12 protein-coding genes are annotated in these 24,364 nt (G+C 71.9%); 5 read left to right on the forward strand and 7 right to left on the reverse strand.

Going from position 1 to position 24,364, the window contains the following annotated elements:
- Nucleotides 1-251 precede the first annotated feature (251 nt).
- The 6 genes from glgP to ACWEFL_RS00650 form a co-directional block, all read right to left on the reverse strand.
- The gene (gene glgP, locus ACWEFL_RS00625) at nt 252-3,122 is read right to left on the reverse strand and encodes an alpha-glucan family phosphorylase (protein WP_451705360.1); all 2,871 of its coding nucleotides are present in this window, start codon (nt 3,120-3,122) and stop codon (nt 252-254) included.
- A 415-nt stretch (nt 3,123-3,537) separates the two neighbouring features.
- The gene (locus ACWEFL_RS00630) at nt 3,538-4,977 is read right to left on the reverse strand and encodes an FAD-dependent monooxygenase (protein ID WP_451705363.1); all 1,440 of its coding nucleotides are present in this window, start codon (nt 4,975-4,977) and stop codon (nt 3,538-3,540) included.
- Complete coding sequence (locus ACWEFL_RS00635) at nt 4,974-6,206, reverse strand: monodechloroaminopyrrolnitrin synthase PrnB family protein (RefSeq protein WP_451705365.1); 1,233 nt, start codon at nt 6,204-6,206, stop codon at nt 4,974-4,976. The genes ACWEFL_RS00630 and ACWEFL_RS00635 overlap by 4 nt, the downstream gene beginning before the upstream one ends.
- A gap of 123 nt (nt 6,207-6,329) precedes the next feature.
- Entirely contained in the window at nt 6,330-7,952 is a 1,623-nt protein-coding gene (locus ACWEFL_RS00640; RefSeq protein ID WP_451705367.1) for an MFS transporter, read from the reverse strand.
- A gap of 545 nt (nt 7,953-8,497) precedes the next feature.
- Complete coding sequence (locus tag ACWEFL_RS00645; RefSeq protein ID WP_451705369.1) at nt 8,498-9,961, reverse strand: 4-hydroxyphenylacetate 3-hydroxylase family protein; 1,464 nt, start codon at nt 9,959-9,961, stop codon at nt 8,498-8,500.
- 103 nt (nt 9,962-10,064) lie between these two features.
- Nucleotides 10,065-11,030, reverse strand: a complete 966-nt coding sequence (locus ACWEFL_RS00650; RefSeq protein WP_451705372.1) for an AraC family transcriptional regulator — start codon at nt 11,028-11,030, stop codon at nt 10,065-10,067.
- A 117-nt stretch (nt 11,031-11,147) separates the two neighbouring features.
- On the opposite strand from ACWEFL_RS00650, the gene ACWEFL_RS00655 reads away from it, so the two are divergent.
- The 5 genes from ACWEFL_RS00655 to glgB all read left to right on the forward strand — a co-directional run bounded on the left by ACWEFL_RS00655 (nt 11,148) and on the right by glgB (nt 21,662).
- Nucleotides 11,148-12,077, forward strand: coding sequence for an SDR family oxidoreductase (locus ACWEFL_RS00655; protein ID WP_451705375.1), 930 nt, complete (start codon nt 11,148-11,150; stop codon nt 12,075-12,077).
- Nucleotides 12,078-13,285: 1,208 nt separating this feature from the next.
- Nucleotides 13,286-15,280 (forward strand): alpha-1,4-glucan--maltose-1-phosphate maltosyltransferase, encoded by a 1,995-nt coding sequence (locus tag ACWEFL_RS00660; RefSeq protein WP_451705378.1) that lies wholly within the window; start codon nt 13,286-13,288, stop codon nt 15,278-15,280.
- Nucleotides 15,277-16,986, forward strand: a complete 1,710-nt coding sequence (treS, locus tag ACWEFL_RS00665; RefSeq protein WP_451705381.1) for a maltose alpha-D-glucosyltransferase — start codon at nt 15,277-15,279, stop codon at nt 16,984-16,986. Before ACWEFL_RS00660 ends, treS begins: the two co-directional genes overlap by 4 nt.
- 479 nt (nt 16,987-17,465) lie before the next feature.
- Nucleotides 17,466-18,917: a maltokinase N-terminal cap-like domain-containing protein gene (locus ACWEFL_RS00670; RefSeq protein ID WP_451705384.1), complete on the forward strand. Its 1,452-nt coding sequence runs from the start codon at nt 17,466-17,468 to the stop codon at nt 18,915-18,917.
- A 483-nt stretch (nt 18,918-19,400) separates the two neighbouring features.
- Nucleotides 19,401-21,662, forward strand: a complete 2,262-nt coding sequence (gene glgB, locus ACWEFL_RS00675; protein WP_451706150.1) for a 1,4-alpha-glucan branching enzyme — start codon at nt 19,401-19,403, stop codon at nt 21,660-21,662.
- A gap of 243 nt (nt 21,663-21,905) precedes the next feature.
- Here glgB and ACWEFL_RS00680 read toward each other — a convergent pair whose 3' ends face one another.
- On the reverse strand, nt 21,906-24,254 hold the full coding sequence (locus ACWEFL_RS00680; RefSeq protein WP_451706153.1) for a HelD family protein: 2,349 nt from the start codon (nt 24,252-24,254) through the stop codon (nt 21,906-21,908).
- Between the last annotated feature and the right edge of the window lie 110 nt (nt 24,255-24,364).

A 24,364-nucleotide genomic window follows, 5' to 3' on the forward strand; every position in this document is an offset into this window, starting at 1 on the left:
GGTGGGGTCTCCCCAGGCCGCCAGGCCGAGGGGGTGGGGTCTCCCCAGGCCGCCAGGCCGAGGGGGTGGGGTCTCCCCAGGCCGCCAGGCCGAGGGGGTGGGGTCTCCCCAGGCCGCCAGGCCGAGGGGACGGATGGGGGGCTGCCGCCCCCCATCACGTCCGCTTCACCCCGTACCCGCAAGGCACGAGAGCACCGTCAGCGACCACCGTCCCGACCGGCGGCCCCCACCCGGCACGCGGCGCCGCAGGCTCACCGCATCAGCAGGCCCGCGCCCTCCCCCGGTGTCCCGGACGGCAGTGCCACCAGGCCCAGATCGGCGGGGGACGCGAGGAGCCGGTGCGCGGGGAGTACGCGGACGGTGTAGCCGAAAGCGCCCGTACGGTCGAGGGAGAGCGGGCCCTCGTACACCCACCGGCCCTGGAGATCCGGGCCGCCCGTCGGCTTCAGCGGGAACATCCGGGCGTCGGCGATCGCGTCGTCGGGGTCGACCCGGCCCGCTACCGCCTGGACCTCGACGTCCTCGGGCCGTAGCTCGCCGAGGGCCACCTGGACACGGAGGCCGAGGATCGCGCCGAGTTCCGCGGTGCCCACGGCGGTCGGCTCGGCGAACTCCACGGCGGCGGCGTTCTCCGTCGTTTCCCCGGCCGCCATCGCTGCTCCGCCTGCCACCCTTTCCCCGGCCGCCGCCTCCGTAGCCGCCATCGACTCCAGCGCTTCCAGCGTCTCCGTGGCCTCTACATGGTCGACGGCCACCTGTGGCCACACGGCCCGGACGCGGGCCTTCCAGGCGGCCAGATCACGGGCCGTGTCCGGGTCCAGCGCCCGGTGGGCGTGGGCGGCGGGGGCGTACAGCCGCTCCACGTACTCCCGTACCATCCGGCCCGCCAGCACCTTGGGGCCCAGGGTCGCCAGCGTACGGCGGACCATCTCGATCCAGCGCTCCGGCAGTCCGCCCGCTCCCCGGTCGTAGAAACGCGGCGCGACCCGGTTCTCGATCAGCTCGTAGAGGGCCGCCGCCTCCAGGTCGTCACGGCGGTCCTCGTCGGTGGCCGAGCCGTCGGCGGTGGGGATCGCCCAGCCGAAATCGGGCTCGTACCACTCGTCCCACCAGCCGTCGAGCACCGAGAGGTTGAGGCATCCGTTGAGCGCCGCCTTCATTCCGCTGGTGCCGCACGCCTCCAGCGGGCGGAGCGGATTGTTGAGCCAGACGTCGCAGCCGGGGTAGAGCTTCTGCGCCATGCCCATGCCGTAGTCGGGCAGGAAGACGATCCGGTGGCGGACCCTCGGGTCGTCCGCGAACCGCACGAGTTCCTGGACGAGACGCTTGCCGCCGTCGTCCGCCGGATGCGCCTTGCCCGCCACGACGATCTGGATCGGGCGGGTGGGGTGCAGCAGCAGTTCCCTCAGCCGGTCCCGGTCGCGGAGCATGAGGGTCAGCCTCTTGTACGAGGGGACCCGGCGCGCGAAGCCGATGGTGAGGACGTCGGGGTCGAGGACGCCGTCGACCCAGCCCAGTTCGGCCGCGCCCGCGCCGCGCTGCCGCCAGGAGGCGCGCAGCCGGGTCCGTACCTCCGTGACGAGCTGTTCGCGCAGTTCGCGGCGGAGTTCCCAGATCTCGGCGTCGGGGATGTTCACGACCGAGTTCCACAGATCGGAGCCGCCGACGGTGAGCGCGTCCTCGGCGCGGCTCGCGCCGATCTGGCGGGCCCCGAGGCGAGAGACCTCGGGGGCGACCCAGGTCGGCGCGTGGACGCCGTTGGTGACGGAGGTGATGGGCACCTCGTCGGCGTCGAACCCCGGCCACAGGCCGGCGAACATGCCGCGGCTCACCGCGCCGTGGAGGGTGGAGACGCCGTTGGCGCGCTGGGCGAGACGCAGGCCCATCACCGCCATGTTGAACAGTTCGGGCGCGCCGCCGGGGTAGGTCTCCGTGCCGAGCCGGAGGATCTTGTCGACGGGGACGCCGGGGAGTTCGCCGCGCTCGCCGAAGTGACGGGCGACCAGTTCCCGGTCGAAGCGGTCGATCCCGGCGGGGACGGGGGTGTGGGTGGTGAAGACGGTTCCGGCGCGGACCGCTTCCAGCGCCGCGTCGAAGTCGAGCGGTTCGGGCGCGTCCCCGAGTTCGCGGATGCGCTCCAGTCCGAGGAAGCCCGCGTGGCCTTCGTTGGTGTGGAACACCTCGGGCACGGGATGGCCGGTGAGCCGGCAGTACGCCCGGACCGCCCGCACTCCGCCGATGCCGAGCAGCATCTCCTGGAGCAGGCGGTGCTCGCTGCCGCCGCCGTACAGCCGGTCGGTGACATCGCGTTCGCCGGGCGCGTTCTCCTCGACGTCCGAGTCGAGCATCAGCAGCGGTACGCGACCGACGCGGGCGACCCAGATGTGCGCGCGCAGACGGCGCCCGGCGGGGAGGGCGAGGGAGACCACGGCGGGGGTTCCGTCGTGCTCCCTCATGAGGCTGACGGGCAGTTCGTTCGGGTCGAGGACGGGGTAGTGCTCCTGCTGCCAGCCGTCGCGGGACAAGGACTGGCGGAAGTAGCCGTGCCGGTAGAGCAGTCCGACGCCGATGAGCGGGACGCCGAGGTCGCTCGCGGCCTTGAGATGGTCGCCGGCGAGGATGCCGAGGCCGCCGGAGTACTGCGGGAGCGCGGCGGTGACGCCGAACTCGGGTGAGAAGTAGGCGATCGCGGTGGGGAAGGCTCCGTCGGCGTCCGCCGGGTGCCCCGGCATGCCTTCCGCGGTGCCGTGCGGTGTACGTCCCGGCGTGCCTTTCGCAATGCCGTGCGGTGGGCGTCCCGGTGCGGTGGGCGCGGTCCGGTCGTTCTGTGTCTGGTACCACCTGCGTCCGTGCAGATAGTCGTCCAGATCGTCGGCGGCGGCGGTCAGTCTGCGGAGGAAGCGCCGGTCCCAGGCCAGTTCCGCCAGCCGCGCGGCCGGGACGGAGCCGAGCAGCCGCACAGGGTCGCCCCCGGCCGCCTGCCATCCCTCGGGGTCGACGGTCTGGAAGAGGTCACGGGTCTCGGTATGCCAGGACCAGCGCAGATTGCGGGCGAGGTCGCTGAGCGGGCGGAGGGGTTCGGGGAGGACGGGGCGGACGGTGAATCGACGAATGGCCTTCACGGGTCCCACCTTCGCAGGGGAGGTACGCATCCGAGGGGACGCGCGACGGTGTGCGCCTCTCCGTCACCCACGACGTTAGCCTCGGCCCGCCCGCCCCGACCACGGCGCACGTCTGTATGGGGGGTGCGCCGGGCGGAGGACCCGGCCGGGTGGGCGAACTCCGTTCTGACGTTCGATCAGCGGGTCGCGCGGGCGGGCGTACGAGGCGGGTTCGCGCGCGTACGGGAGGCGGGTTCGCGCGCGTACGGGAGGCGGGTTCGCGCGCGTACGGGAGGCGGGGACGCGGGCGTACGGGATCCACCGGGACGCGGGCATACGGGAAAGGCGGGACGGGAGGCGCGGAACGGACCCGTCCCGTGGGGCGTCCGCCGGAGCCGGACCCGGCGGACGCTCTCCCCTCGGGTCACCTCCTCGGTCACCCCCTCGGGCGTACCGTCGTCGCGTACGGCGACCCCAGGTTGACCGACACGGGGTCGAACGCCCCGGTCGCGGCGTACCGGGAGGCGATCTCGGCGAGTTCCTCGGGCGGGATGACCTCGTCGATGTCGGTGAAACCGTCGGGGGCCCGCTGGTGGGCCAGGTTGATGACGACCTCGGGGCCGAGGCCGCGGTTGGCGCGCTGGAGCTCGGTCATCGCCGGGCGGCGGTCGGCCTCGTACGCGGCGAGCGCCTCCACCGGGTCGGGGAAGCGTGCCATGGCGTGGGCGAGGGCGCGGGCGTCGACGATGGACTGGGTGGCCCCGTTGGAGCCGATGGGGTACATGGCGTGGGCGGCGTCGCCGATCAGGGTCGTACGGCCGTGGGACCACCGGGCGAGGGGCTCACGGTCGACCATGGGGTACTCGTACGCGCCGTCGGCGGCCCGCAGGATGTCCTCGACGCTGACGCCGCCGAACTCCCAGCCCTTGTAGTGGTGGAGGAACCTCTCGACGGGGACCGCCCGGTTCCAGTCGCCGCGGAAGGTGGCCTTCGGAGAGCCCTCCGGGCCGGAGGCGTCGGGCGGGCCGGGAGTGCCGGGGAAGTCCCCCGAGTCCGGCAGCCCCGAGTGCTCGGGCGACTGTGCGGACTCCGGCCACGGCTCCGACTCCTGTTCCGGCTCCAGATCCAGATCCAGATCCAGATCCGCTGAGTCGGCGGGCATCGCGAGCGCCCAGTTCACCCGTACCGTCCCCGATGCCGCGTCGGGGGCGGTCATCGGATAGACGACGGCCTTCTGCCGGTCGTCGCCGGCGATGAACATGAAGCCGCCGATCTGCCGGGCGGGCACGCGGGAGACGCCGCGCCAGACGAGCATCCCGTTCCAGGGAGGCTCGCCCTCGCCGGGGTTGAGGGAGGCGCGGACGGCCGAGCGAATGCCGTCCGCGCCGATCAGCACGTCCGGTTCGAGCGAGGCGCTGCCCCGGCGTGCGCCGTCCCGGTGCTCCAGCTGCACGCGCGGACGGACCCCCGGCAGCTGCTCGACCGACTTCACCCGGACGCCGCCGACGACCGCGCCGGCGCCGAGACGGTCGCGTACGGCGGCGGCGAGCGCGAGCTGGAGTTCGCCGCGGGCGATGGAGAGCTGGGGCCAGTGGTACCCGGCGCCGCGTCCGCGCGGCTCGCGGGAGACGAGCCCGCCGCTGCGGTGGTAGTAGCGCAGCTCACGGGTGGGCAGGGCGCGGTCCTCCAGCTCTTCGAGGAGTCCGAGGGCGTCGAGTTCGCGTACCGCGTTGGGCATGATGTTCAGCCCCGCGCCGACCGGCTGCAGCTCGCGGGCGGCCTCGACGACGGTGACCCTTCTGAACCCGGCCGCGTGCAGGGCGAGCGCGGTGGTGAGTCCGGCGATCCCGCCACCGGCGATCATGAAGTGGGTCATGGGATCGGCTCTCCCTGCGCGTCGGACCGCGCGTCGGACTGTGCGTCGGACTGTGCGTCGGGCTGGGAGGCGGACTGCGCGTCGGGCTGGGGCGCGGACTGTGCGTCGGGCTGGGGGGCGCGCTGTGGGGCGGCGGCCCGGCGCACGAGGGTCTCGTTGTCGCGGGTGAGGTCGAGCACCGAGCGCAGCAGCTCGATCGGGGCGCCTCCGCTGCCTTTGTCGTACAGCCGCACCTCCTCGCTGTACGCCTTGCGGGCGATGGTGATGTGCCGGGCGCGGAACGCCTTGAGGATGCGGAGCACCCGCGCGAGGGAGAGTGCGGAGCGGGCGAGCTGCGGGGGCATCCGGTCGCCCGCCGCCTCCCAGCTGATCGCGGCGGAGAGCTTGGAGACGGCGGAGGTGCAGCCCTGGTGGGCGGCGTAGTGGGCACGCCAGGACGGGAGACTGTAGCTGACCGAGTCGGCGAGGAACGTGTCGTAGGACGGATGGCTCCGGTCGCACTGCCACAGCGTCAGATCGACGAGCCAGAGCGGCACCTGGGCGGCGGCCGGGCCGAGGTAGTCGACGCCGGCGATGTCGATCTCCTCGAAGTAGGAGCGCAGTTCGGTGGCGAAGAAGACCGGAGTGACCTGGGCGATGGTGAAGTCGATGGAGTCGACCATGGCCTGGACGTGGTGGGCGGTGCGGTCGAGGGCGATGGCGAAGCCCGGGTCGTACGGTTCGCGGCGGGCGAGGTCCGCGCAGGCGTCGAGCGAGGCGACGAGGCCGGGGAAGACCATGCGGACGGCGTCCTGGAGGCTGCCCTCCATCTTGTCGCCGGTGTACATGCGCTGGCGGTGGCCGAGCGGGTTCCAGGTGGTGTAGTGGTGCACCGTGTCGCGTGGAACCATGTCGGTGAGGCGGCCCAGTTCCCGGAGTACGGGAAGGACTTCGGGGACGGCGGCGACGGGCTGGACTCCGTGCCTCTTGAGCGAGCCGAGGAGTATCCCCAGGTCGCGCATGGCGGCGAGGCCGTCGGTGACGCCGTAGCCCGCGACCTGTTCCGAATCGGGCACGAGTGTCCGCAGCGCGCGTGTGAGCGCGGGGACGTCGGCGGCGGCGTTCATCGCGGGCACGGTGGCCAGCAGGGCGTCGGCCCCGAGTGGATCGGCGGCGCGTATCTCGGCTATGCGGTAGCGCGGTTCACCGCGCTGTGCGAGACCGGGTTCGACAAGGTCGTACAAGGTCATCGTGGACCCCCCTCGGACGCGTCGAGGCAATCGATTCAATAGGTGGGTTACGCAGTTACTCGTGCCGGACGGCCCCCAGCCGCCCACGACGCCGGGCGGCGTCGCACGCTCTGCCGCGCACCATCACTCGGGGGTGCCGCCCACACGGTCCGGGCGCGGAGCCCCGGAGCCGGTCGCAGGGCCGGGTAAGGACACGCGGTCGGGGCCGGTGGCGGCCCCCGCGGCCTGGTCGGGCCGGTGGGATGCGGGCGCGGCGGCCCGCAGGGGTACGGATGCCCGCTCGGGTACGGGTGCGGGGGTACCCGGCAGGGGCAGCCGCAGTCGTACGGAGAGGAGCGCGGCGAGGGCCGCGAAGGCCGCGCCCACGAGCAGGGCGTTGCGGAATCCGGTGGTCTGCGCCTCCGGTCCGGGGCCGTGGCCGGCGGTGGCGACGGCCACGAGGATCGCGAGTCCGAGCACCGAGCCGAACTGCTGGCTGGTGTTGATAAGTCCGGAGGCGAGCCCGGTCTCCTCGGGCCCCGCGTCGGCGGTGGCGGCCACATTGGTGGTGACCATGACGAGCGGCAGGGCTACGCCGATGACGAGACTGGGCGCGAAAACGGTGGAGAAAAAGGTTCCTTCGGCCGTCAGTGCGAGCGCCAGCCAGCCCAGGCCGGCGCAGAGCAGTCCGAAGCCGAGCGTCATGGTGGTGCGCGGTCCGAACCGGGCGATGAGTGTTCCGGTTCCCGGCGCGACGGCGACCACGACGAGGGAGAGCGGCAGCAGTCCGAGGCCGCCGACGAGCGGGGACTGGCCGAGCACGTTCTGCAGATAGAGGCTGACGAGGAAGAACATCGGGAACAGGCCCATCTGGGCGAGGGCGCTGAGGATGTTCGCGTCCCGCAGCGTGGGCCGCCGCAGCACGGCGGGCGGCACCAGGGGGTGCGCGGTCCTCGATTCGATGACGGCGAACGCGGCGAGCAGGGCGAGCCCGGCGGAGCCCGCGGCGAGGGTGCGGGGGCTGGTCCAGCCCGCCTCGCCGGCGCCGACGAGCGCGTACGCCACCAGACCGAGGCCGCCGGTCGCGGTGAGCGCCCCGCCGGGGTCGAAGCCCCGTGCGGCGCTGCGACTGCCCCCGTTCAGCAGTCGCAACGCCGCACCGCCGAGCACCAGCCCGACGATCACATTGAGCCAGAACGTGGAGCGCCAGCCGAGGATGTCGGTGAGCACCCCGCCGAGAACCGTTCCGGTGACTCCGCCGAGCCCGCCCATGGCGGCGAACGCGCCGAGCGCCTGATGGCGCGCGGGCCCGTGCGGGAAGAGGTTGAGGAGCAGTGCGAACGCGGCCGCGGCGGCGAGGGCGGCCCCCGCGCCCTGGAGGGCGCGGGCGGCGATCAGCGTCCCCGCGCTCTGGGCGAGCCCGCCGGCCGCCGAGGCCACGGCGAGCGTCCCGAGGCCGGTCAGATACATCCTGCGGTGTCCGAGGAGGTCGGCCAGTCGGCCGCCGAGGAGCAGCAGACCGCCGAAGGTGATCAGAAAGGCGTTCGCCACCCATGACAGCCCGGCGGAGCCGGATCCGAGGTCTTCGCCGACGGAGGGCAGTGCGACATTGATGATGGCCGTGTCCATGATCAGCAGTAGCTGAGTGGACGCGAGCAATGCGAGGGCGGCCCGTGGCCGCAGCGACACGGCGGGCGCGGGGTGGCGGCGGGCGCCGCGAGACGCGCCGGGATGGCGCGGAGTGGGGTCGGGCACGCCGGTGGGCACGGGACTGTGGTCCTCGCCGCCAGGCGCGGCGAGGTCGTCTGGCACCCCAACGGGCACGGGGGCGTTGCGCTCGCCGCCAGGCGCGGCGGGACGGCGCGGAGCGGGGTCCTTCGCCGTACGCGCCAGGGGGTCGCCGTCGGTGGGGGCAGGTCGGCAGGGGGGCGCCGGGTCGTCAGGGCGCGCCCCCGCCTCTGCGGTGACCGGCGCGGGGCCGGGGGCCGTCGGACCACCGGAGGACGGCGCGCCGCCGGACGTCTCCGGGTCGCCGAGGACGGCGGAAGCGGGGTTCAGGAGACCGTGGCCCCCGGTTCTGGGCCCCGCGGGGGCGGGCGTGGCGGCTCCGGCCCCAACGGGGGCGGGCGTGGCCGGCGTGCCGCCGGTCGCCCCGGGGCCGGGCGTGTCGGCCCCGGCCCCCGCCCCCGCAGGGGCCGTCGTGCCGGCTCGGGACGGCGGGGAGGCGCTCTCCCGAGCCGGGGCGGCGGGGCGTCCGGGTGCGCTCCCCCGGCGCACGCCGTCGGAAGGGGTGCCCTGGGGACCTGCCGTGGTCACCTGAGAGTCCCGGTGTACCGGGAGGAATCGGTCAGGTCGTAGCCGTCGAGGCAGCTCTGGGCCAGGCGCTCGCAGTTCTCCGCGCCGCCCGCCCAGGTCTGCATCGTCAGATAGACGTGCGGCGCGCCGTGGTAGAAGCGCTCGTACTGCTCGTGGCGTCCGGCGAACTCCGAGCCCAGCGCGTCCCACGCCAGCTTCAGCAGCTTGATCCGGTCCTTCGCGGGTGCGCCGGGCGTCGCCAGATACGTGTCCACGACCGGCCCGAGTTCGGGGTGCAGCAGGTCCTCGGCGGACGCGGGGAGCTGGATGATCGAACCGCCCGCGAGCAGCTTGATCTCCTGGACGGCGCGCGGATACAGCTCACCGGCCATGATCCGCTGGGCGAAGGAGATCTCGGTGCCGGGCATGACCCCGCCGCAGCCGCCGTCGACGTGCTCGTACGACGCCTCCGCCGCCAGGACGAACGCCTTCGCCTGGGCGACCATCCCCAGCAGCCGCCCGATCGACTGGGTGACGGCCGGCACCTCGTACGTACCGCTGGTGCGGGTCAGCAGGATCGCCAGACCGGTGAGGAACTCCAGCTTGGTCCAGAAGCGGGTGGCCGCCTGGTGGACGACGTTGAGATACGCGGGGGTCTGCCACCACATCGCGGCGGTGGCGTCCACGTTCCGGTACGTCAGTACGCGCTCCCACGGGACGAAGACGTCGTCGCAGACCAGCAGCGAGTCGTTCTCGTCGAAGCGGGAGGAGAGCGGATTGTCGAAGACCGCGCGGGCGTTTCCCTCGTACGACGTCCGCGAGATGAATTTCAGTCCGGGCGTGTCGGTCGGGATGGAGAAACACAGAGCGTGATCGACGGCGCCCGCGGGAAGCGGTTCGATGGTGCCGACGATGACCTCGTCCGAGAAGACCGCGCCCGTGCCGATCATCTTCGCGCCGCGTACCACGATCCCGCCGTCGCGCTCCCCGACGACCCGGACGGCCTGGCCGCCCCCGTTCCCGCCCGTGCCCGTGCCCATCTGCGGATTGGTGATGGTGAAGGCACAGTAGAGATCGTTCTCGGCGAGCCTGCGGTGGTAGGCGAGAACGTTGTCGGATCCGTCGAAGTCGCCGGTGGTGAAGAGATGCGGCATCGCGGCGAAGCCCGCCGCCCCGCTCGCCATGTAGTCGGGTGTGCGGCCGAGGAATCCGAAGCTCGCCTCGGCCCACACCTTGTACGCCTCGCGGCGTGCGACCAGGTCGGCATGGGTGCGGGGCACCACATAGGCGCGATGGACACCGTCGGATGTGAGCACATCCCGGTGTTCGGAGTCATGGGCCAGGTCGTAGAGGCGCGCGATGGAGGCCGCGGCGTTACGGAAGGCTGGATGGCTGGTCACGTCCTTGACGCGCTCGCCGTCGAGCCACACCTCACGCCCGTCGCACAGCGAATCGAGGTAGTTCCGGCCAGACCTGATCAACGTTTCTCCTCAAACGGAACGTCCCCCGACAAAGGTGAGCCTCGCTCCAGCTATGGACACTGGGCAATGAACGACCGTCCAGCGGTGATTAAGAACCGGCCAGTCATGCAGCTGAGGGGCGTCCTGCCCGATACTCCCCAGGAGTCATGCCGTACCACTTCCTGAACGCCAGATGGAACCCGACCGAACTCTGGTAGCCGACTCGCTGCGGCACCGCGGACTGGGGAAGCGAGGTCTCCCCGAGCAGGCGGGTCGCCTCCTGCATCCGCCGCCCGGTGAGATGTCGGGCCGGCGCCTCGCCGACCAGCTCCCGGAAGGCCGCGGTGAAAGCGGAACGGGACATGCCGACCTCCCGGGCGAGCGATTCGATGGTCCATGGCTCGGCGAACCGAGTGGCGATGATCACCATCGCCTTGCTGATCCCCGGGTGGCGCAGCACGGGCAGTGCCGAGGGGTTGTCCGCCAGTTCGCGGAGCAGGGGCCGCAGCGCCAGTACGAGGGCCATTTCGAAGGCACGCAGGGTGACCAGGCGGTCTCCGGGCCCCACGGGACGGTCCGTGGCGGCGAGCAGGCGCAGTGTGTCGCGCAGCAGGGGCTCCTTGTCGACCTGGGAGCAGTCGAGCACCAGCGCCCAGGGGAGCGCCTGATAGAGCCCTGTGGCCGCGGACGCGTCGTAGTGCAGTCCCGCGCAGAGCAGTCTGCTCACCTGTCCGCCGCCCTCGATCCTGATCTCCCCGGAGGTTCCGGGCTCCCGCTCGGGGAGCATCGCGCCGAGCGCGACACCGCCGCGCCGCTCAGGGTGGTCCGAGAGCCGGTGGGCGATTCCGGTGGGGAAGACCGCCAGGTCACCGGCGTGCAACTGGAACGGGTTCCGCCCGTCCGCGGTGATCCAGCAATCGCCCTGGGTGATGAAGTGGAGCACGGCGCAGCTCTCTTCGGCATCCCCTTCGATGGCCCACGGGGCACGTACGTGCCAGCGGCTGTCGAACACTCCGGTCAGGCGCAGGGGCTTCAGCAGTTCGCTGAGGAGGTCGTCGCCTTCGGTCGCAGCAGTCTCAACAGAGTCCATTGGACGATCCTTCAACCTCCGACCCGGTTTGTTAATTGATCGGCCGAAGCCGCCGCCGCCAGCCTTGTAGGGCCGTACAGGCAGCGACCCCACCCTATCGAAGGGCTCATCAGACTCATGTCCGATCACATTCCGATGCGCGTCGCCGTCGTGGGCGCGACCGGCTTCCAGGGAGGTGCCACGGCGCGGCTGCTCGTCGAGCGCGGCCACCAGGTCCGCACCCTGAGCCGCAGACCGGAGGCGGATCGACCGGAACTGCCGGGGGTCTCCTTCGGCTGCGGTGACCTGGGGCGTTACGAGGATGTGCGGCAGTTCTTCGAGGGCGCGACCCATGCGGCGGTCGTGCTGCCGCTGGTGTACCAGGCGGAGAAGGTCATGCGTTACGCGCAGCACATCGCGAAGGCGGCACGGGAGTCCGGGGTACGGAGGCTCGTCTACAACACCAATACGCGTATCCCGGACCGGACCACGAATGTCGTCGCCTTCGAGACCCGTCGTCTGGCGGAGACCGTGTTCCGTGAGGCCCTGGCGCGCAGCGGCGTGGAGCTGGTGGTCGTACGGCCACCGGTCTATCTGGACAATTTGTTCAGTCCCTGGAACGGCCCGGCGCTGGTCGGCGAAGGCGTGCTGGCGTATCCGCTGCCGGCCGACGCGCCGACGGCGTGGATCTCTCACCAGGACCTCGCGGAGGCGGTCTTCGCGGCGCTCACCGTGGACGGGATCGCGGGCCGCGTCTTCGACATCGGGGGCTGTGAGACGGTGACCGGTACCGAGTTGGCGGAGCGCTTCACGCTGGGGCTCGGCCGTCCGGTGCGCTATGTGCCGCTGGAGCCCGCCGTGTTCGAACAGGGGCTCTCGCAGATCCTGGGTACGGAGTCCGCGTCCGGCGTGTCGGGGCTCTACCACTACATGGGCAGCGGGCTGGAGCCGGACCTGATGGCGGGCGACCGGGGATGCTCGGCCGCCGCCCTCTCGGTGAAGCCCGCGCCCGTCGGCGAGTGGGTGGCGCGGCAGCCGTGGCACATGTGGACGGAGGTGGACGCGTGAATGCTCTGACCGGAGCGCGGCCCGATGAGCCGAGCTGGGAGTTTGCACCGGTGGACGGATAGTCCGGTAATCCGGTGCGCTGAGCCGGGCGGGCCGGAGGCGCGGCCCGTTTCGGGAGGGGAAAGAGGGGGCGCGGATTCCGGCGCCGGGCACGCCGGAATCCGCGCCGTCGCCATACCGATGGGCGCGCTCAGCACCCCACCGGACGCCCCTGCCCCTGCCCCTGCCCCTGCCCCTGCCCCTGACAGGCGATGAGGACACCCGCCGGTCCGGCGAGTTCACGAACGAGTTCGACACGCCCGGACAAGTCACGTTCCGGTTCCGGTTCCGGTCGACCGTCGGCGGTGCCGCGAACGGGCCGGGCGCGCTCGCCGCGCGTCCGGCCCCGCGGGCATCCGAGGCGCGAAACGTCGGGCGACGCCTGAACAGGCGAGGCCCGCACGTGCGGCCCCGCCGAAGTCGCTACGCGGGGCTCGGGCGGAGCCCCGACACGCCGCCGACACGCCGAGACCGGCCGGCCATCGCAACGCGCCGAATCCGGCGCGGCGCCCCCGCCCCGCCTCGCGAAGAGCGACACGCCGACGCACCGGGCCCGCTCACCCGGCCCGCCCGGTCCGCCCGTCCGGTCCGCCCGCCCGGCCCGGAGCCCGACACACGCCGACGGCTCACGGCGGCGCAAAGAACCCCCAGGGCCTGGGACGAGCCGGGCGCGGGGGCCGGCGCGAGGGCAGGCACGGCGGCGCACAGCAGGCGCATCCGCGGCCTCACTTGTGCGCCTGTTCACCCCCGAGCAGGGACCACACCCCCGGATTGCCCGCCCCACCCCCGTGGGAAGGCTCATCCGGTACGCGTACCCGAGCCACCGGTGCGCATCGCGCGAGCGTCACGTACAGCGCGCCGTGCGGCAAACCCGCACACCGCGCGCACCACACACACCATGCGCACCACGGGCCACACGGAACGGCACCACGCCGCGCCCCGCACGGCAGTGCACGGCAGCGCACGGCACCCTCACCGTGACACCACCTCGTCGACCGTCATCCGCCCAGTTCTATCCGCCCACCGAGTGAACGCGGACAGGAGCGGCCATGCCCTCAGCACGTCAGTCGTCGACCGAGCAGTTACAAATAGCGGGAAACTTCCACAAAAACGTCACAGCACTCTTTTCTTCTCAACCTGTCCAGCCCGCACAGCCCTCAGGTGAGCCCATGATCGGTCGCATTCCCGTCCTGGACGTCAGTCCCCAAGTCGACTGCGGGAGGAGGCCCGCGAAAGCCGTGGTCGGCGAGACCTTCACCGTCAGCGCGACCGTCTTCCGCGAAGGACACGACGCCGTCGCCGCCAATGTCGTCCTACGCGACCCGAACGGTCACCCAGGCCCCTTCACGCCCATGCGGGAGCTGGCTCCCGGCACGGACCGCTGGGGGGCCGAGGTCACCCCGGACGCCGAGGGGCGGTGGAGCTACACCGTGGAGGCGTGGAGCAACCCGATCGCCACCTGGCTCCACCAGGCGGAGATCAAGATCCCCGCGGGCGACGTCGCGGACACGGCGCTGGTACTCGCGGAGGGCGCCCGGCTGTTCGAACGCGCCGCCGACGGCGTGCCCAAGAACGACGGCCGCGAGTCCGTGCTCGCCGTCGCCGACGCCCTGCGCGACGAGACCCTCCCTCCCCCGGCCCGGCTCGCCGAGGCCCTCGCCTCGGACGTCACCGCCGCGCTCGCCCGCCACCCCCTGCGCGAACTGGTCACCGGCTCAGAGCCGTTGCCGCTCCTCGTGGAGCGCCGCCGCGCCCTGTACGGCTCCTGGTACGAGCTGTTCCCGCGCTCCGAGGGCGCGGTCGTCACCGAGGGCGCGCCCCCGGTCTCCGGCACCTTCCGGACCGCCGCCGAACGGCTGCCCGCGGTCGCCGCGATGGGCTTCGACGTGGTCTATCTGCCGCCCGTCCACCCCATCGGCACCACCTTCCGCAAGGGCCCGAACGACAGCCTCTCCCCCGGCCCGCACGATGTCGGCGTGCCCTGGGCCATCGGCTCCGCCGACGGAGGCCATGACGCCCTGCACCCCGATCTCGGCACGTTCGAGGACTTCGGCCACTTCGTGGAGACGGCCCGTGCCCTGCGCATGGAGATCGCCCTCGACTTCGCGCTCCAGTGCTCGCCGGACCACCCCTGGGTCACCGAGCACCCCGAGTGGTTCAGCCACCGGGCCGACGGCTCGATCGCGTACGCCGAGAACCCGCCGAAGAAGTACCAGGACATCTACCCGATCGCGTTCGACAGCGACATGCGCGGTCTGGTCGAGGAGACCCTGCGGGTGCTGCGCTTCTGGATGGGACACGGTGTACGGATCTTCCGGGTGGACAACCCCCACACCAAGCCCGTCGTCTTCTGGGAGCGGGTGATCGCGGACATCGGCCGCACCGATCCGGATGTGATCTTCCTGGCCGAGGCGTTCACCCGGCCGGCGATGATGCGCGCCCTGGCGGCCGTCGGCTTCCAGCAGTCGTACACGTACTTCACCTGGCGCAACACCAAGCAGGAGCTGACGGAGTATCTGACCGAGCTGTCCGGCGAGACCGCTTCATACATGCGCCCGAATCTCTTCGTCAACACGCCCGACATCCTGCACTCCTTCCTCCAGCACGGCGGCCGTCCCGCTTTCGAGGTCCGGGCCGTGCTGGCCGCGACCCTCTCACCGACCTGGGGCGTGTACGCGGGTTTCGAGCTGTGCGAGAACACGGCGGTACGGGAGGGCAGCGAGGAGTACCGGAACTCGGAGAAGTACCAACTGCGCCCACGGGACTGGGACGCGGCGGAGCGCGAGGGGCGCACCATCGTTCCGCTGATCACCGTGCTCAACCGGATCCGCCGCCAGAATCCCGCGCTCCAGCAGTTGCGGGACATCCACTTCCATCACACCGACAACGACGCGGTGATCGCGTACTCGAAACGCTCGGGCTCGAACACCGTGCTCGTCGTCGCCAACCTCGACCCCCACCACACCCAGGAGGCGACGGTCTCGTTGGACATGCCGCGGCTCGGCCTGGCATGGCACGAGACCGCCCCGGTGCGCGATCAGCTCACCGGCGAGACCTATCACTGGGGCAGAGCCGTCTATGTGCGCCTGGAGCCTGGCCTGGTGCCCGCGCATATCGCCGTTCTGCGACCGTCCCCGCCGATCGGAGGGTCACCCACATCATGACCGTCAACGAACCCGTCCACGACCTGTTCGAGGACACCCCCGCCAAGGACCGCGATCCCGACTGGTTCAAGCGGGCGGTCTTCTACGAAGTCCTCGTGCGGTCCTTCCAGGACAGCAACGGCGACGGCGTCGGCGACCTCAAGGGCATCACCGCGAAGCTCGACTACCTCCAGTGGCTGGGGGTCGACTGCCTATGGCTGCCGCCCTTCTTCAAGTCCCCCCTGCGGGACGGCGGTTACGACGTCTCGGACTACACGTCCGTACTGCCGGAGTTCGGCGACCTCGCCGACTTCGTGGAGTTCGTCGACGCCGCGCACCAGCGCGGGATGCGCGTCATCATCGACTTCGTCATGAACCACACCAGTGATCAGCACGAGTGGTTCCAGCAGTCCCGGAGCAACCCCGACGGGCCGTACGGCGACTACTACGTCTGGGCCGACGACGACAAGCAGTTCGCGGACGCCCGGATCATCTTCGTCGACACCGAGACGTCGAACTGGACCTTCGACCCGGTGCGCAAGCAGTACTACTGGCACCGGTTCTTCTCCCACCAGCCCGATCTCAACTACGAGAACCCGGCGGTTCAGGAGGAGATCATCTCCGCCCTCCGCTTCTGGCTGGACCTGGGCATCGACGGCTTCCGCGTGGACGCGGTCCCGTATCTGTACCAGGAGGAGGGCACCAACTGCGAGAACCTCCCCCGCACCCACGAGTTCCTCAAGCGGGTGCGCAAGGAGATCGACGCGCACTACCCGGACACCGTGCTCCTCGCCGAGGCCAACCAGTGGCCCGAGGACGTCGTCGACTACTTCGGCGACTTCGACGGCGGCGGCGACGAGTGTCATATGGCGTTCCACTTCCCGGTGATGCCGCGGATCTTCATGGCCGTACGGCGCGAGTCCCGCCATCCGGTCTCGGAGATCCTCGCCAAGACCCCGGCGATCCCCGAGAACTGCCAGTGGGGCATCTTCCTGCGGAACCACGACGAGCTGACCCTCGAAATGGTCACCGACGAAGAGCGCGACTACATGTACGCGGAGTACGCCAAGGACCCGCGGATGCGGGCCAACATCGGCATCCGCCGCCGGCTCGCGCCGCTGCTGGACAACGACCGCAACCAGATCGAGCTGTTCACCGCGCTGCTGCTCTCCCTCCCCGGATCGCCGATCCTCTACTACGGCGACGAGATCGGGATGGGCGACAACATCTGGCTCGGCGACCGGGACGCCGTAAGGACCCCGATGCAGTGGACACCCGACCGGAACGCCGGATTCTCGTCCTGCGACCCCGGCCGGCTCTACCTCCCGACGATCATGGATCCGGTCTACGGCTACCAGGTCGCCAATGTCGAGGCGTCGATGAGCAGCCCGTCCTCGCTGCTGCACTGGACCCGGCGGATGATCGAGATCCGTAAACAGAATCCCGCCTTCGGACTCGGCTCGTACACCGAACTGGCGTCCACGAACCCGGCGGTGCTCGCGTTCGCCCGCGAGTACAAGGACGATCTGGTGCTCTGCGTCCACAACTTCTCGCGGTTCGCCCAGCCCACCGAGCTGGATCTGCGGGAGTTCAGCGGGCGGCGGCCGGTCGAGCTGATCGGCGGGGTGAAGTTCCCCGCGGTCGGCCAGCGGCCGTATCTGCTGACACTGGCCGGACACGGCTTCTACTGGTTCCGGCTGCGGAACGAGCTGACGGCTCCGGCCTGACACGCGCCCGGGTGGTGCCGGACCGGTGTGACGGTCCGGCACCACCCGGCATCCCCCGCCCCACAGGCGGCGGATTTCCAACCTTTACTCCACTTTCACAGAGATTCGCCGCATACCGTCATGTTCCGGCCCGTCCCCGCCCAGAGCGCGGACGGGCCCTGACCCACGCCCGGAGCACGGCCGGTTCCGTTCACCGCCCGGCACACGGGGGCGGGGCACCCCGGCACACGGCAGCGGCGCCACCTGCCGAAACACCCGGCATACGGAGGCGGCGTCACCCGGCAAACGGGGGGGGACGAGGCCCGCCGACACGCCCGGCCCACGCACATTCAGCCGTACCTCCCGGCGAGCGTTTCCACCGCCCTCATCGGGCACTCTCGCCCCCGTCCCCGCGCGCCGCCCGACAGTCGCAGTCATGATCCGGGACACTCTGCGCAAACAGCGCATTAGGGTGTATCTCGGGGAAAGGACGCGATGCCATGTCGGAGGCTGCTTCCATCCGGACTCCCGTCGCCCGGCACCCGCTCGCCCCACTCCTGCCCTCCCTCGCCCCTCTCCTGCACTCCTGGCTGCCACGCCAGCGCTGGTTCGCCGGGAAGGGCCGGCCCGTCACCGGCTTCTCACTCGTCTCCGTGACCGAACTGCTGCCCGTCGCGGGCACCGGTCCCGGACTGCTGCACCTGCTCGTGGGCGTACAGCAGCGGCCCGGCCCCGCCGGCGGACCGACGCGGATCACCGCCGACCCCGCGCACCGGTCCGAGGACTGCTATCAACTCCTCCTCGGCGTCCGCGAGACCCTGCCGCCCCACCTCGCCCCCGCCCTGATCGGCCGCCCGTCCGACGGCCCGCTGGCGGGACGGGCGGTGTACGAGGGGCTCCACGATCCCCGTCTCGCCGAGCTGGTCCTGGAACGCCTGCGCACTCCGGGAACGCTCGGAACGCTCCGCTTCGACCGGTTCGAGGAGGCCCCCGCGGTCCCCGGCGGCCTCGCCGCCAGGCCGCTGGACGCCGAGCAGTCCAACTCCTCCCTCGTGTACGGGGACGCGTACATCCTCAAGGTCCTCCGGCGCGTCCAGCCCGGCCCCCACCCCGATCTGGAGCTGCCGCTCGCGCTCGCCCGCGCCGGGTGCGCCCGGGTCCCGGCGCCGGTCGCCTGGTACGAGTCGATCGAGCCGCACCCGTACACCCTCGGCGTCCTCCAGCCCTTCCTGCGCGGCTCGCAGGACGGCTGGCGGCTCGCCCTGGACGCGCTGGCCGCCGGACGGTCCTTCACCGGCGAGGCCCGCGCGCTCGGCCGGGTGACCGCCGAGGTCCACACGGCGCTGGCCGCCGAACTGCCCACGGTGACCCTGCGCAGAGCGCAGCGGGAGCAGCTGGCGGCCGCGATGGGACGGCGGCTGGACGAGGCCGCGGAGGCGGTGCCCGCGCTGCTGCCGTACGTGCCGCGGCTGCGTACGGCCTTCGACGCGCTCGCGGCACTCGGCCGCGAGGGACGGATCTGGCGGGCCCAGCGGGTGCACGGTGATCTGCATCTGGGCCAGGCGCTGTACGCGCCCCCGTCCCCCGGCTCCGGACGCGACGGCGGCTGGTCGGTCATCGACTTCGAGGGCGAGCCCGCCCGACCGCTCGACGAGCGCCGCAGACCCCAGCCGACGGTCCGTGACATCGCGGGAATACTGCGCTCCTTCGACTACGCGGCCCGTACCCACCGCCCCTGGAACCCTTCCTGGGCCGAGCGCTGCCGGGCGGCGTACTGCGAGGGATACGCGGAGGCGGCGGGGGCCGATCCGCGCGCGGAGCCCGAACTGCTGCGCGCGTACGAGACGGACAAGGCGGTGTACGAGGTCGTCTACGAGGCCCGGCACCGCCCCGACTGGCTCCCGGTGCCCATGGCGGCGATCGAACGGCTGGCCGCGCTCACACCTCACTGATGCGAACTCCCCCCACCCGCGCCCGAAGGAGGCTCCTTCCCCGTGACCGCCGCCCGACCCCCCTTCCGTGACTCCACCGACTCCCACGCGCCCGCGCAGCACACGACCCCTCCGACGGGCCTCGGGCCCGCCGGGCGGCAGCCCGCCGCGAGGGCCGGGGCGACGCCCCCCACCGCGCCCCCGGTGACGGCGGCCGCGCGATCTTCTTCCCCCTCCCCGGCCCCGGCCGTGCGGGACGACCGGCCGGCGCGGTCCGGGGCGGCGCACACCACGAGACCCCCCGCCGGGACTGCGGCGAAGACGAAGGCCGGCCGGACCGACCTCGCCGAGCCCGCCGACCGACCCGACACCGCCGACCGACCCGACACCGCGGACCGGGCAGGCCAGGCGGACCGGGCCGACGCCGCGGACCGGGCAGGCCAGGCGGACCGGCCCGACGGCGCGGACCAGGCGGCGAAACCGGACCGCCCCGACCTGATCGACCTGACTGACCGCCCCGGCCGGGCCGCGAGGCCGGGCGCCCGTCATGGCGTACTGAAGGCCCCGCCCCTCCCCGCCGACGACCGGGAGCGGCTGCTGTCGGGCGGCCACCACGACCCCCACGGCCTGCTCGGCGCGCACCTCGGCCGCGGCGGTGTCGAACTGCGGGTACTGCGTCCGTACGCCCGTTCGGTGACCGTACTCGCCAAGGGGCTCCGGGCCGATCTGCACGAGGACGGCGACGGTCTCTTCTCCGGTGTGCTGCCGATGCGCTCGGCCCCGGAGTACCGGCTGCTCGTGACGTACGACGACGGGGACGGCGGCAAGGGCGCGCACGAGGTCGAGACGCACGATCCCTACCGCTTCCTGCCCGCGCTCGGCGATCTCGATCTGCATCTGATCGGCGAGGGCCGCCACGAGGAGCTGTGGCGGGCGCTGGGCGCACATCCGATGACCCATCAGGGCGTCACCGGCACCCGGTTCACGCTGTGGGCGCCGAACGCGCGCGGAGTGCGGATCGCCGGGGAGTTCAACCACTGGGACGGCACCGGCTACCCGATGCGTTCACTGGGCTCGTCGGGCGTATGGGAGCTGTTCCTGCCGGGCGTCGGCGAAGGCGCGCTCTACAAGTTCCAGATCATGCGCCCCGACGGCTCCCACACCCTGCGCTCCGACCCGATGGCCCGGCGCACCGAGGTCCCGCCCGCGAACGCGTCGGTCGTGACCCAGTCGCGGTACGAGTGGCACGACGAGGAGTGGATGGCCCGCCGCGGCGACCGCCCGGCGCACGAGGCCCCCTTCTCGGTGTACGAGGTCCATCTCGCGTCCTGGCGGCCGGGGCTCGACTACCGCCAGCTGGCGCTTCAGCTGCCCTCGTACGTCAAGGACCTGGGCTTCACCCATGTCGAGCTGATGCCGGTCGCCGAGCACCCCTTCGGCGGATCCTGGGGCTACCAGGTCACGGGCTTCTACGCGCCCACCTCGCGGATGGGCTCCCCGGACGACTTCCGCCATCTGATCGACGCGCTGCACCGGGCGGGCATCGGCGTGATCATGGACTGGGTGCCGGCCCACTTCCCACGCGACGACTGGGCGCTCGCCGAGTTCGACGGCCGCCCGCTGTACGAGCCGGCGGACCCCTCTCGTGCCGCGCACCCCGACTGGGGCACGCTGGAGTTCGACTACGGCCGCAAGGAGGTCCGCAACTTCCTGGTCGCCAACGCGGTCTACTGGTGCGAGGAGTTCCACATCGACGGGCTGCGGGTGGACGCCGTCGCCTCGATGCTCTACCTCGACTACTCCCGCAAGCACGGCGAGTGGACGCCGAACGAGCGCGGCGGCCGGGAGAACCTGGACGCCGTCGCCTTCCTCCAGGAGATGAACGCCACGGTCTACCGGCGCTGTCCGGGCGTGGTCACCATCGCCGAGGAGTCCACGGCCTGGAACGGCGTCACCCGCGCCACCCACCATGTGGGCCCGGACGGTCTCGGCGGTCTGGGCTTCGGCATGAAGTGGAACATGGGCTGGATGCACGACTCCCTCGGCTATGTCGAGCACGAGCCGGTGCACCGCAGGTTCCACCACGACGAGATGACCTTCTCGATGGTGTACGCCTACAGCGAGAACTACATCCTGCCGATCTCCCACGACGAGGTCGTGCACGGCAAACGGTCGCTGGTGAGCAAGATGCCCGGCGACTGGTGGCAGCAGCGCGCCAACCACCGGGCGTATCTGGGCTTCATGTGGGCCCATCCGGGCAAGCAACTCCTCTTCATGGGGCAGGAGTTCGCCCAGGGCGCGGAGTGGTCCCAGGCCCATGGACCGGACTGGTGGCTGCTGGACCCCTCGTACGCGGCCCAGGCGGACCACCGGGGCGTGCGGCAGCTGGTCCACGACCTCAATATGGTGTACGCACGGACGCCCGCGCTGTGGGAGCGCGACACGGACCCCGAGGGCTTCGCCTGGGTGGACGGGGGCGCGGCGGACGACAACGTCTTCGCGTTTCTCCGCTTCGACGCCGCGCGCAATCCGCTGCTGGCGGTCAGCAACTTCTCGCCGGTGGTGCGGGAGGAGTACCGGTTGGGCGTTCCCGAGTGGATCCCGGTGTGGTCGGAGGCACTGAACACGGACGCGGCGCGGTACGGCGGCGGGGACGTGCTGAACGAGGGGCCGGTGAAGCCGGATCCGGAGCCGTCGCACGGGCGCGGATCGAGTCTGACGCTGACGCTGCCGCCGCTGGCGACGGTGTGGCTGCGGCCTGCCTGACCGTTCCGGCCGCCGGGAGGCGCGGGGGCGGTCGTGCCGTGCCCGCCGCGGCGGGCGGTGGGGCGGGGTGCGGCGGGGGCCGGGGTTCCGTCCGCGCGGAACCCCGAAGCCCTCCCCCGGCCGTCGACGGCCGGGCATCGCTTCCCCCGCCGTCGCCCCTCGCCCCTCGCCGGTCGCCCGTCGCTTCCCCACGCTCGCCCGTCACCCGTCACCCGTCACCCGTCAGCCGTGGCCCGTCATCCGTCATCCGTCGGCCGCGGCTCCGCCCGGCCGTCCCTCGCTCCGGCGGCGTCGCCACTCCCGGAGCGCCGGGGGCAGCCGCAGCTGGTGGATGAAGCCGAGGCGCTGGGTCGCCCGCGTCATCGCCACATACAGATCGCTGTGGGTGAAGAACCGCGGGTCGAGGACGATCACGGAGTCGAATTCGAGTCCCTTGGCCTCGCCGGGTTCCAGCAGGACGACGTTCTTCGTGAGGTCGAGGGGTCTCAGATGCGCCAGGCTCGGCAGGTTCCGGATGACCTCCTTCGGAGCGATGACCGCGAGCCTTCCCTCCTCGGGGGTCTCCCGGATGACCGCGGTGAGGACCGCCGCGTCGAGTCCGCCCTTGGGCGCGCGCTCGAACCACGGCTCGACACCGGTGGAGCGCACCGAGCGCGGCGGCTCGAAGTCCGGGTAGGAGGCGGACCGTACCGCCGCCGCGAGTTCCATGATCTCGGCGGGCGTACGGTAGTTGACGCCGAGGCGGGTGTGCGTCCAGCGGTCGCCGACGTACGGCTGGAGGATCCGCTGCCAGGCGCCTGCCCGTGATCCCGCCACTGATTCCGCCCCTGATCCGGCGTCGGCGTCCGGCCTGCCCGCCGGTCCTTCCGAGGTCTGGGCCGGATCGCCGACCAGGGTCATCGAGCGCGTGGGGCAGCGGCGCATCAGCAGCCGCCACGCCATCGGGGAGAGTTCCTGTGCCTCGTCTACGATGATGTGCCCGAAGGCCCAGGTCCGGTCGGCGGCGGCCCGCTCGGCGGCGCTGCGGTGGTCGGCCTCCTCATGGCGTTCGGCCATCCGCTCGGCGTCGATGATGTCGTGGGCCGCGAGGACTTCCGACTCCTCGTCCTCGAACTCGTACGTCTGGGAGCCCTCGGAGAGGTCGAGCACGCCCTGCGCGTAGGCGATCCGCTTCTGTCGCTCGGCCTCGGCGGCGGCGCGCTCGGCGCTGTCGTCCACGCCGAGGAGTTCGGCGGCCTCGTCCAGCAGCGGCACATCGGCGGGCGTCCACTCCCCGCCCGTGCGCCGGATCGCCAGGTCGTCGGGGTGGTCCACATACTCCTCCGGCTCGGCGAGGAGGCCGGAGACGAGCTGCTGGGGGGTGAGCGAGGGCCAGAGTTCGTCGATCGCGGCGTGCACGGCGGCGCTGGTGGCGATCTCCTTCCCGAGCTGGGCGAGATCGTCGGGCCCGAGGAGGCCGGGGCCGCCGAGCGGGTCGGCGCCGAGCCGGTCCGCGAGTTCTCTCGTGAGCGCGTCGATGACGCGGAAGGCGAAGTGCGGCCGGGCGAGGTTGTGCGGCAGCCCGGTGTCACGGGCCCGGTCCCTGGCCTCGTACGCCATCTCCCGGTGGAGCCGGAGGACGCCGTACTCCTCGTGGTCGATCAGCAGCGCCGGTTCGGGCACGGTGCCCTCGGCCTCGTAGTCGCCGTCGGGGACGGTCTCGGGCAGCCGCTGCCGGTCGCGTACGGCCCGGGCGAGCGCCTGAGCCATGTCCGCGCGGCCCTTCACCTCGGCGGCGGCGACGGTGTCCGTGCCGGTCGCCCGAACGCCGGGGAACAGCTCCCCCATGGTCGCGAGCAGCACACCCGTCTCGCCGAGCGAGGGCAGGACTTCGCCGATGTAGCCGAGGAACGCCGGGTTGGGCCCGACGATCAGCACGGCCCGGCGCGCCAGCTGCTCCCGGTGCGCGTAGAGCAGATACGCGGCCCGGTGGAGCGCCACCGCGGTCTTCCCGGTCCCCGGCCCGCCCTCGACGACGAGGATCCCGTGGCGCGAGGCGCGGATGACGCGGTCCTGCTCCGCCTGGATGGTCTGCACGATGTCGGCCATACGCCCGGTGCGCGCCGCCCCGAGCGCGGCGAGCAGCACGGCGTCGCCGTCCGGATCCTCGTATCCGGTGCGGGTCTCGTCGGACAGGTCGAGGATCTCGTCATGGAGCGCGGTGACGGTACGTCCCTTGCTGGTGATGTGCCGTCGACGGCGCAGCCCCATGGGCTCATGTCCGGTGGCGAGATAGAAGGGGCGGGCGACGGGGGCGCGCCAGTCGATGAGCATCGGGGTGAGCTCCGCGTCGTCCGCGCGGATTCCGATGCGCCCGATGTGATGGCTTGTCCCGTCCTGGAGGTCCAGCCTTCCGAAGCAGAGTCCGGAGTCGACGGCGTTCAGCGCGGAGAGGTGCGCGGTGTGCTCGGCGGTGCTCACATCGCGCTCCACCCTCGCCTGGAGTCCGGTGCCGACCTGACCGACGGTCTGCCGGACCGCGGCCTCGGCCCGCTCGCGGAGTGCGTCGAGGCGCTCGTAGAGAACGGAGACGAATTGCTGTTCGTTCCGCAATTCCTCGGTTGACAATTCAGCTCCTGACGCGATATGGTGCAACCAGTGGTTTTTCTATGTCTCTTGTGTCGATAGACAGAGAAATACCCAATATACGCAGCGAATTCCCC

The organism is Streptomyces sp. NPDC004838 (genome assembly GCF_053600955.1).

What these genes read in the sequence shown, in the direction of transcription:
- ACWEFL_RS00655 (WP_451705375.1), top strand. Translation starts at nt 11,148, where the DNA reads ATGTCCGATCACATTCCGATGCGCGTCGCCGTCGTGGGCGCGACCGGC.
- ACWEFL_RS00630 (WP_451705363.1), bottom strand. Translation starts at nt 4,977, where the DNA reads ATGACCCACTTCATGATCGCCGGTGGCGGGATCGCCGGACTCACCACC.
- ACWEFL_RS00635 (WP_451705365.1), bottom strand. Translation starts at nt 6,206, where the DNA reads ATGACCTTGTACGACCTTGTCGAACCCGGTCTCGCACAGCGCGGTGAA.
- ACWEFL_RS00650 (WP_451705372.1), bottom strand. Translation starts at nt 11,030, where the DNA reads ATGGACTCTGTTGAGACTGCTGCGACCGAAGGCGACGACCTCCTCAGC.
- treS (WP_451705381.1), top strand. Translation starts at nt 15,277, where the DNA reads ATGACCGTCAACGAACCCGTCCACGACCTGTTCGAGGACACCCCCGCC.
- ACWEFL_RS00670 (WP_451705384.1), top strand. Translation starts at nt 17,466, where the DNA reads ATGTCGGAGGCTGCTTCCATCCGGACTCCCGTCGCCCGGCACCCGCTC.
- ACWEFL_RS00660 (WP_451705378.1), top strand. Translation starts at nt 13,286, where the DNA reads ATGATCGGTCGCATTCCCGTCCTGGACGTCAGTCCCCAAGTCGACTGC.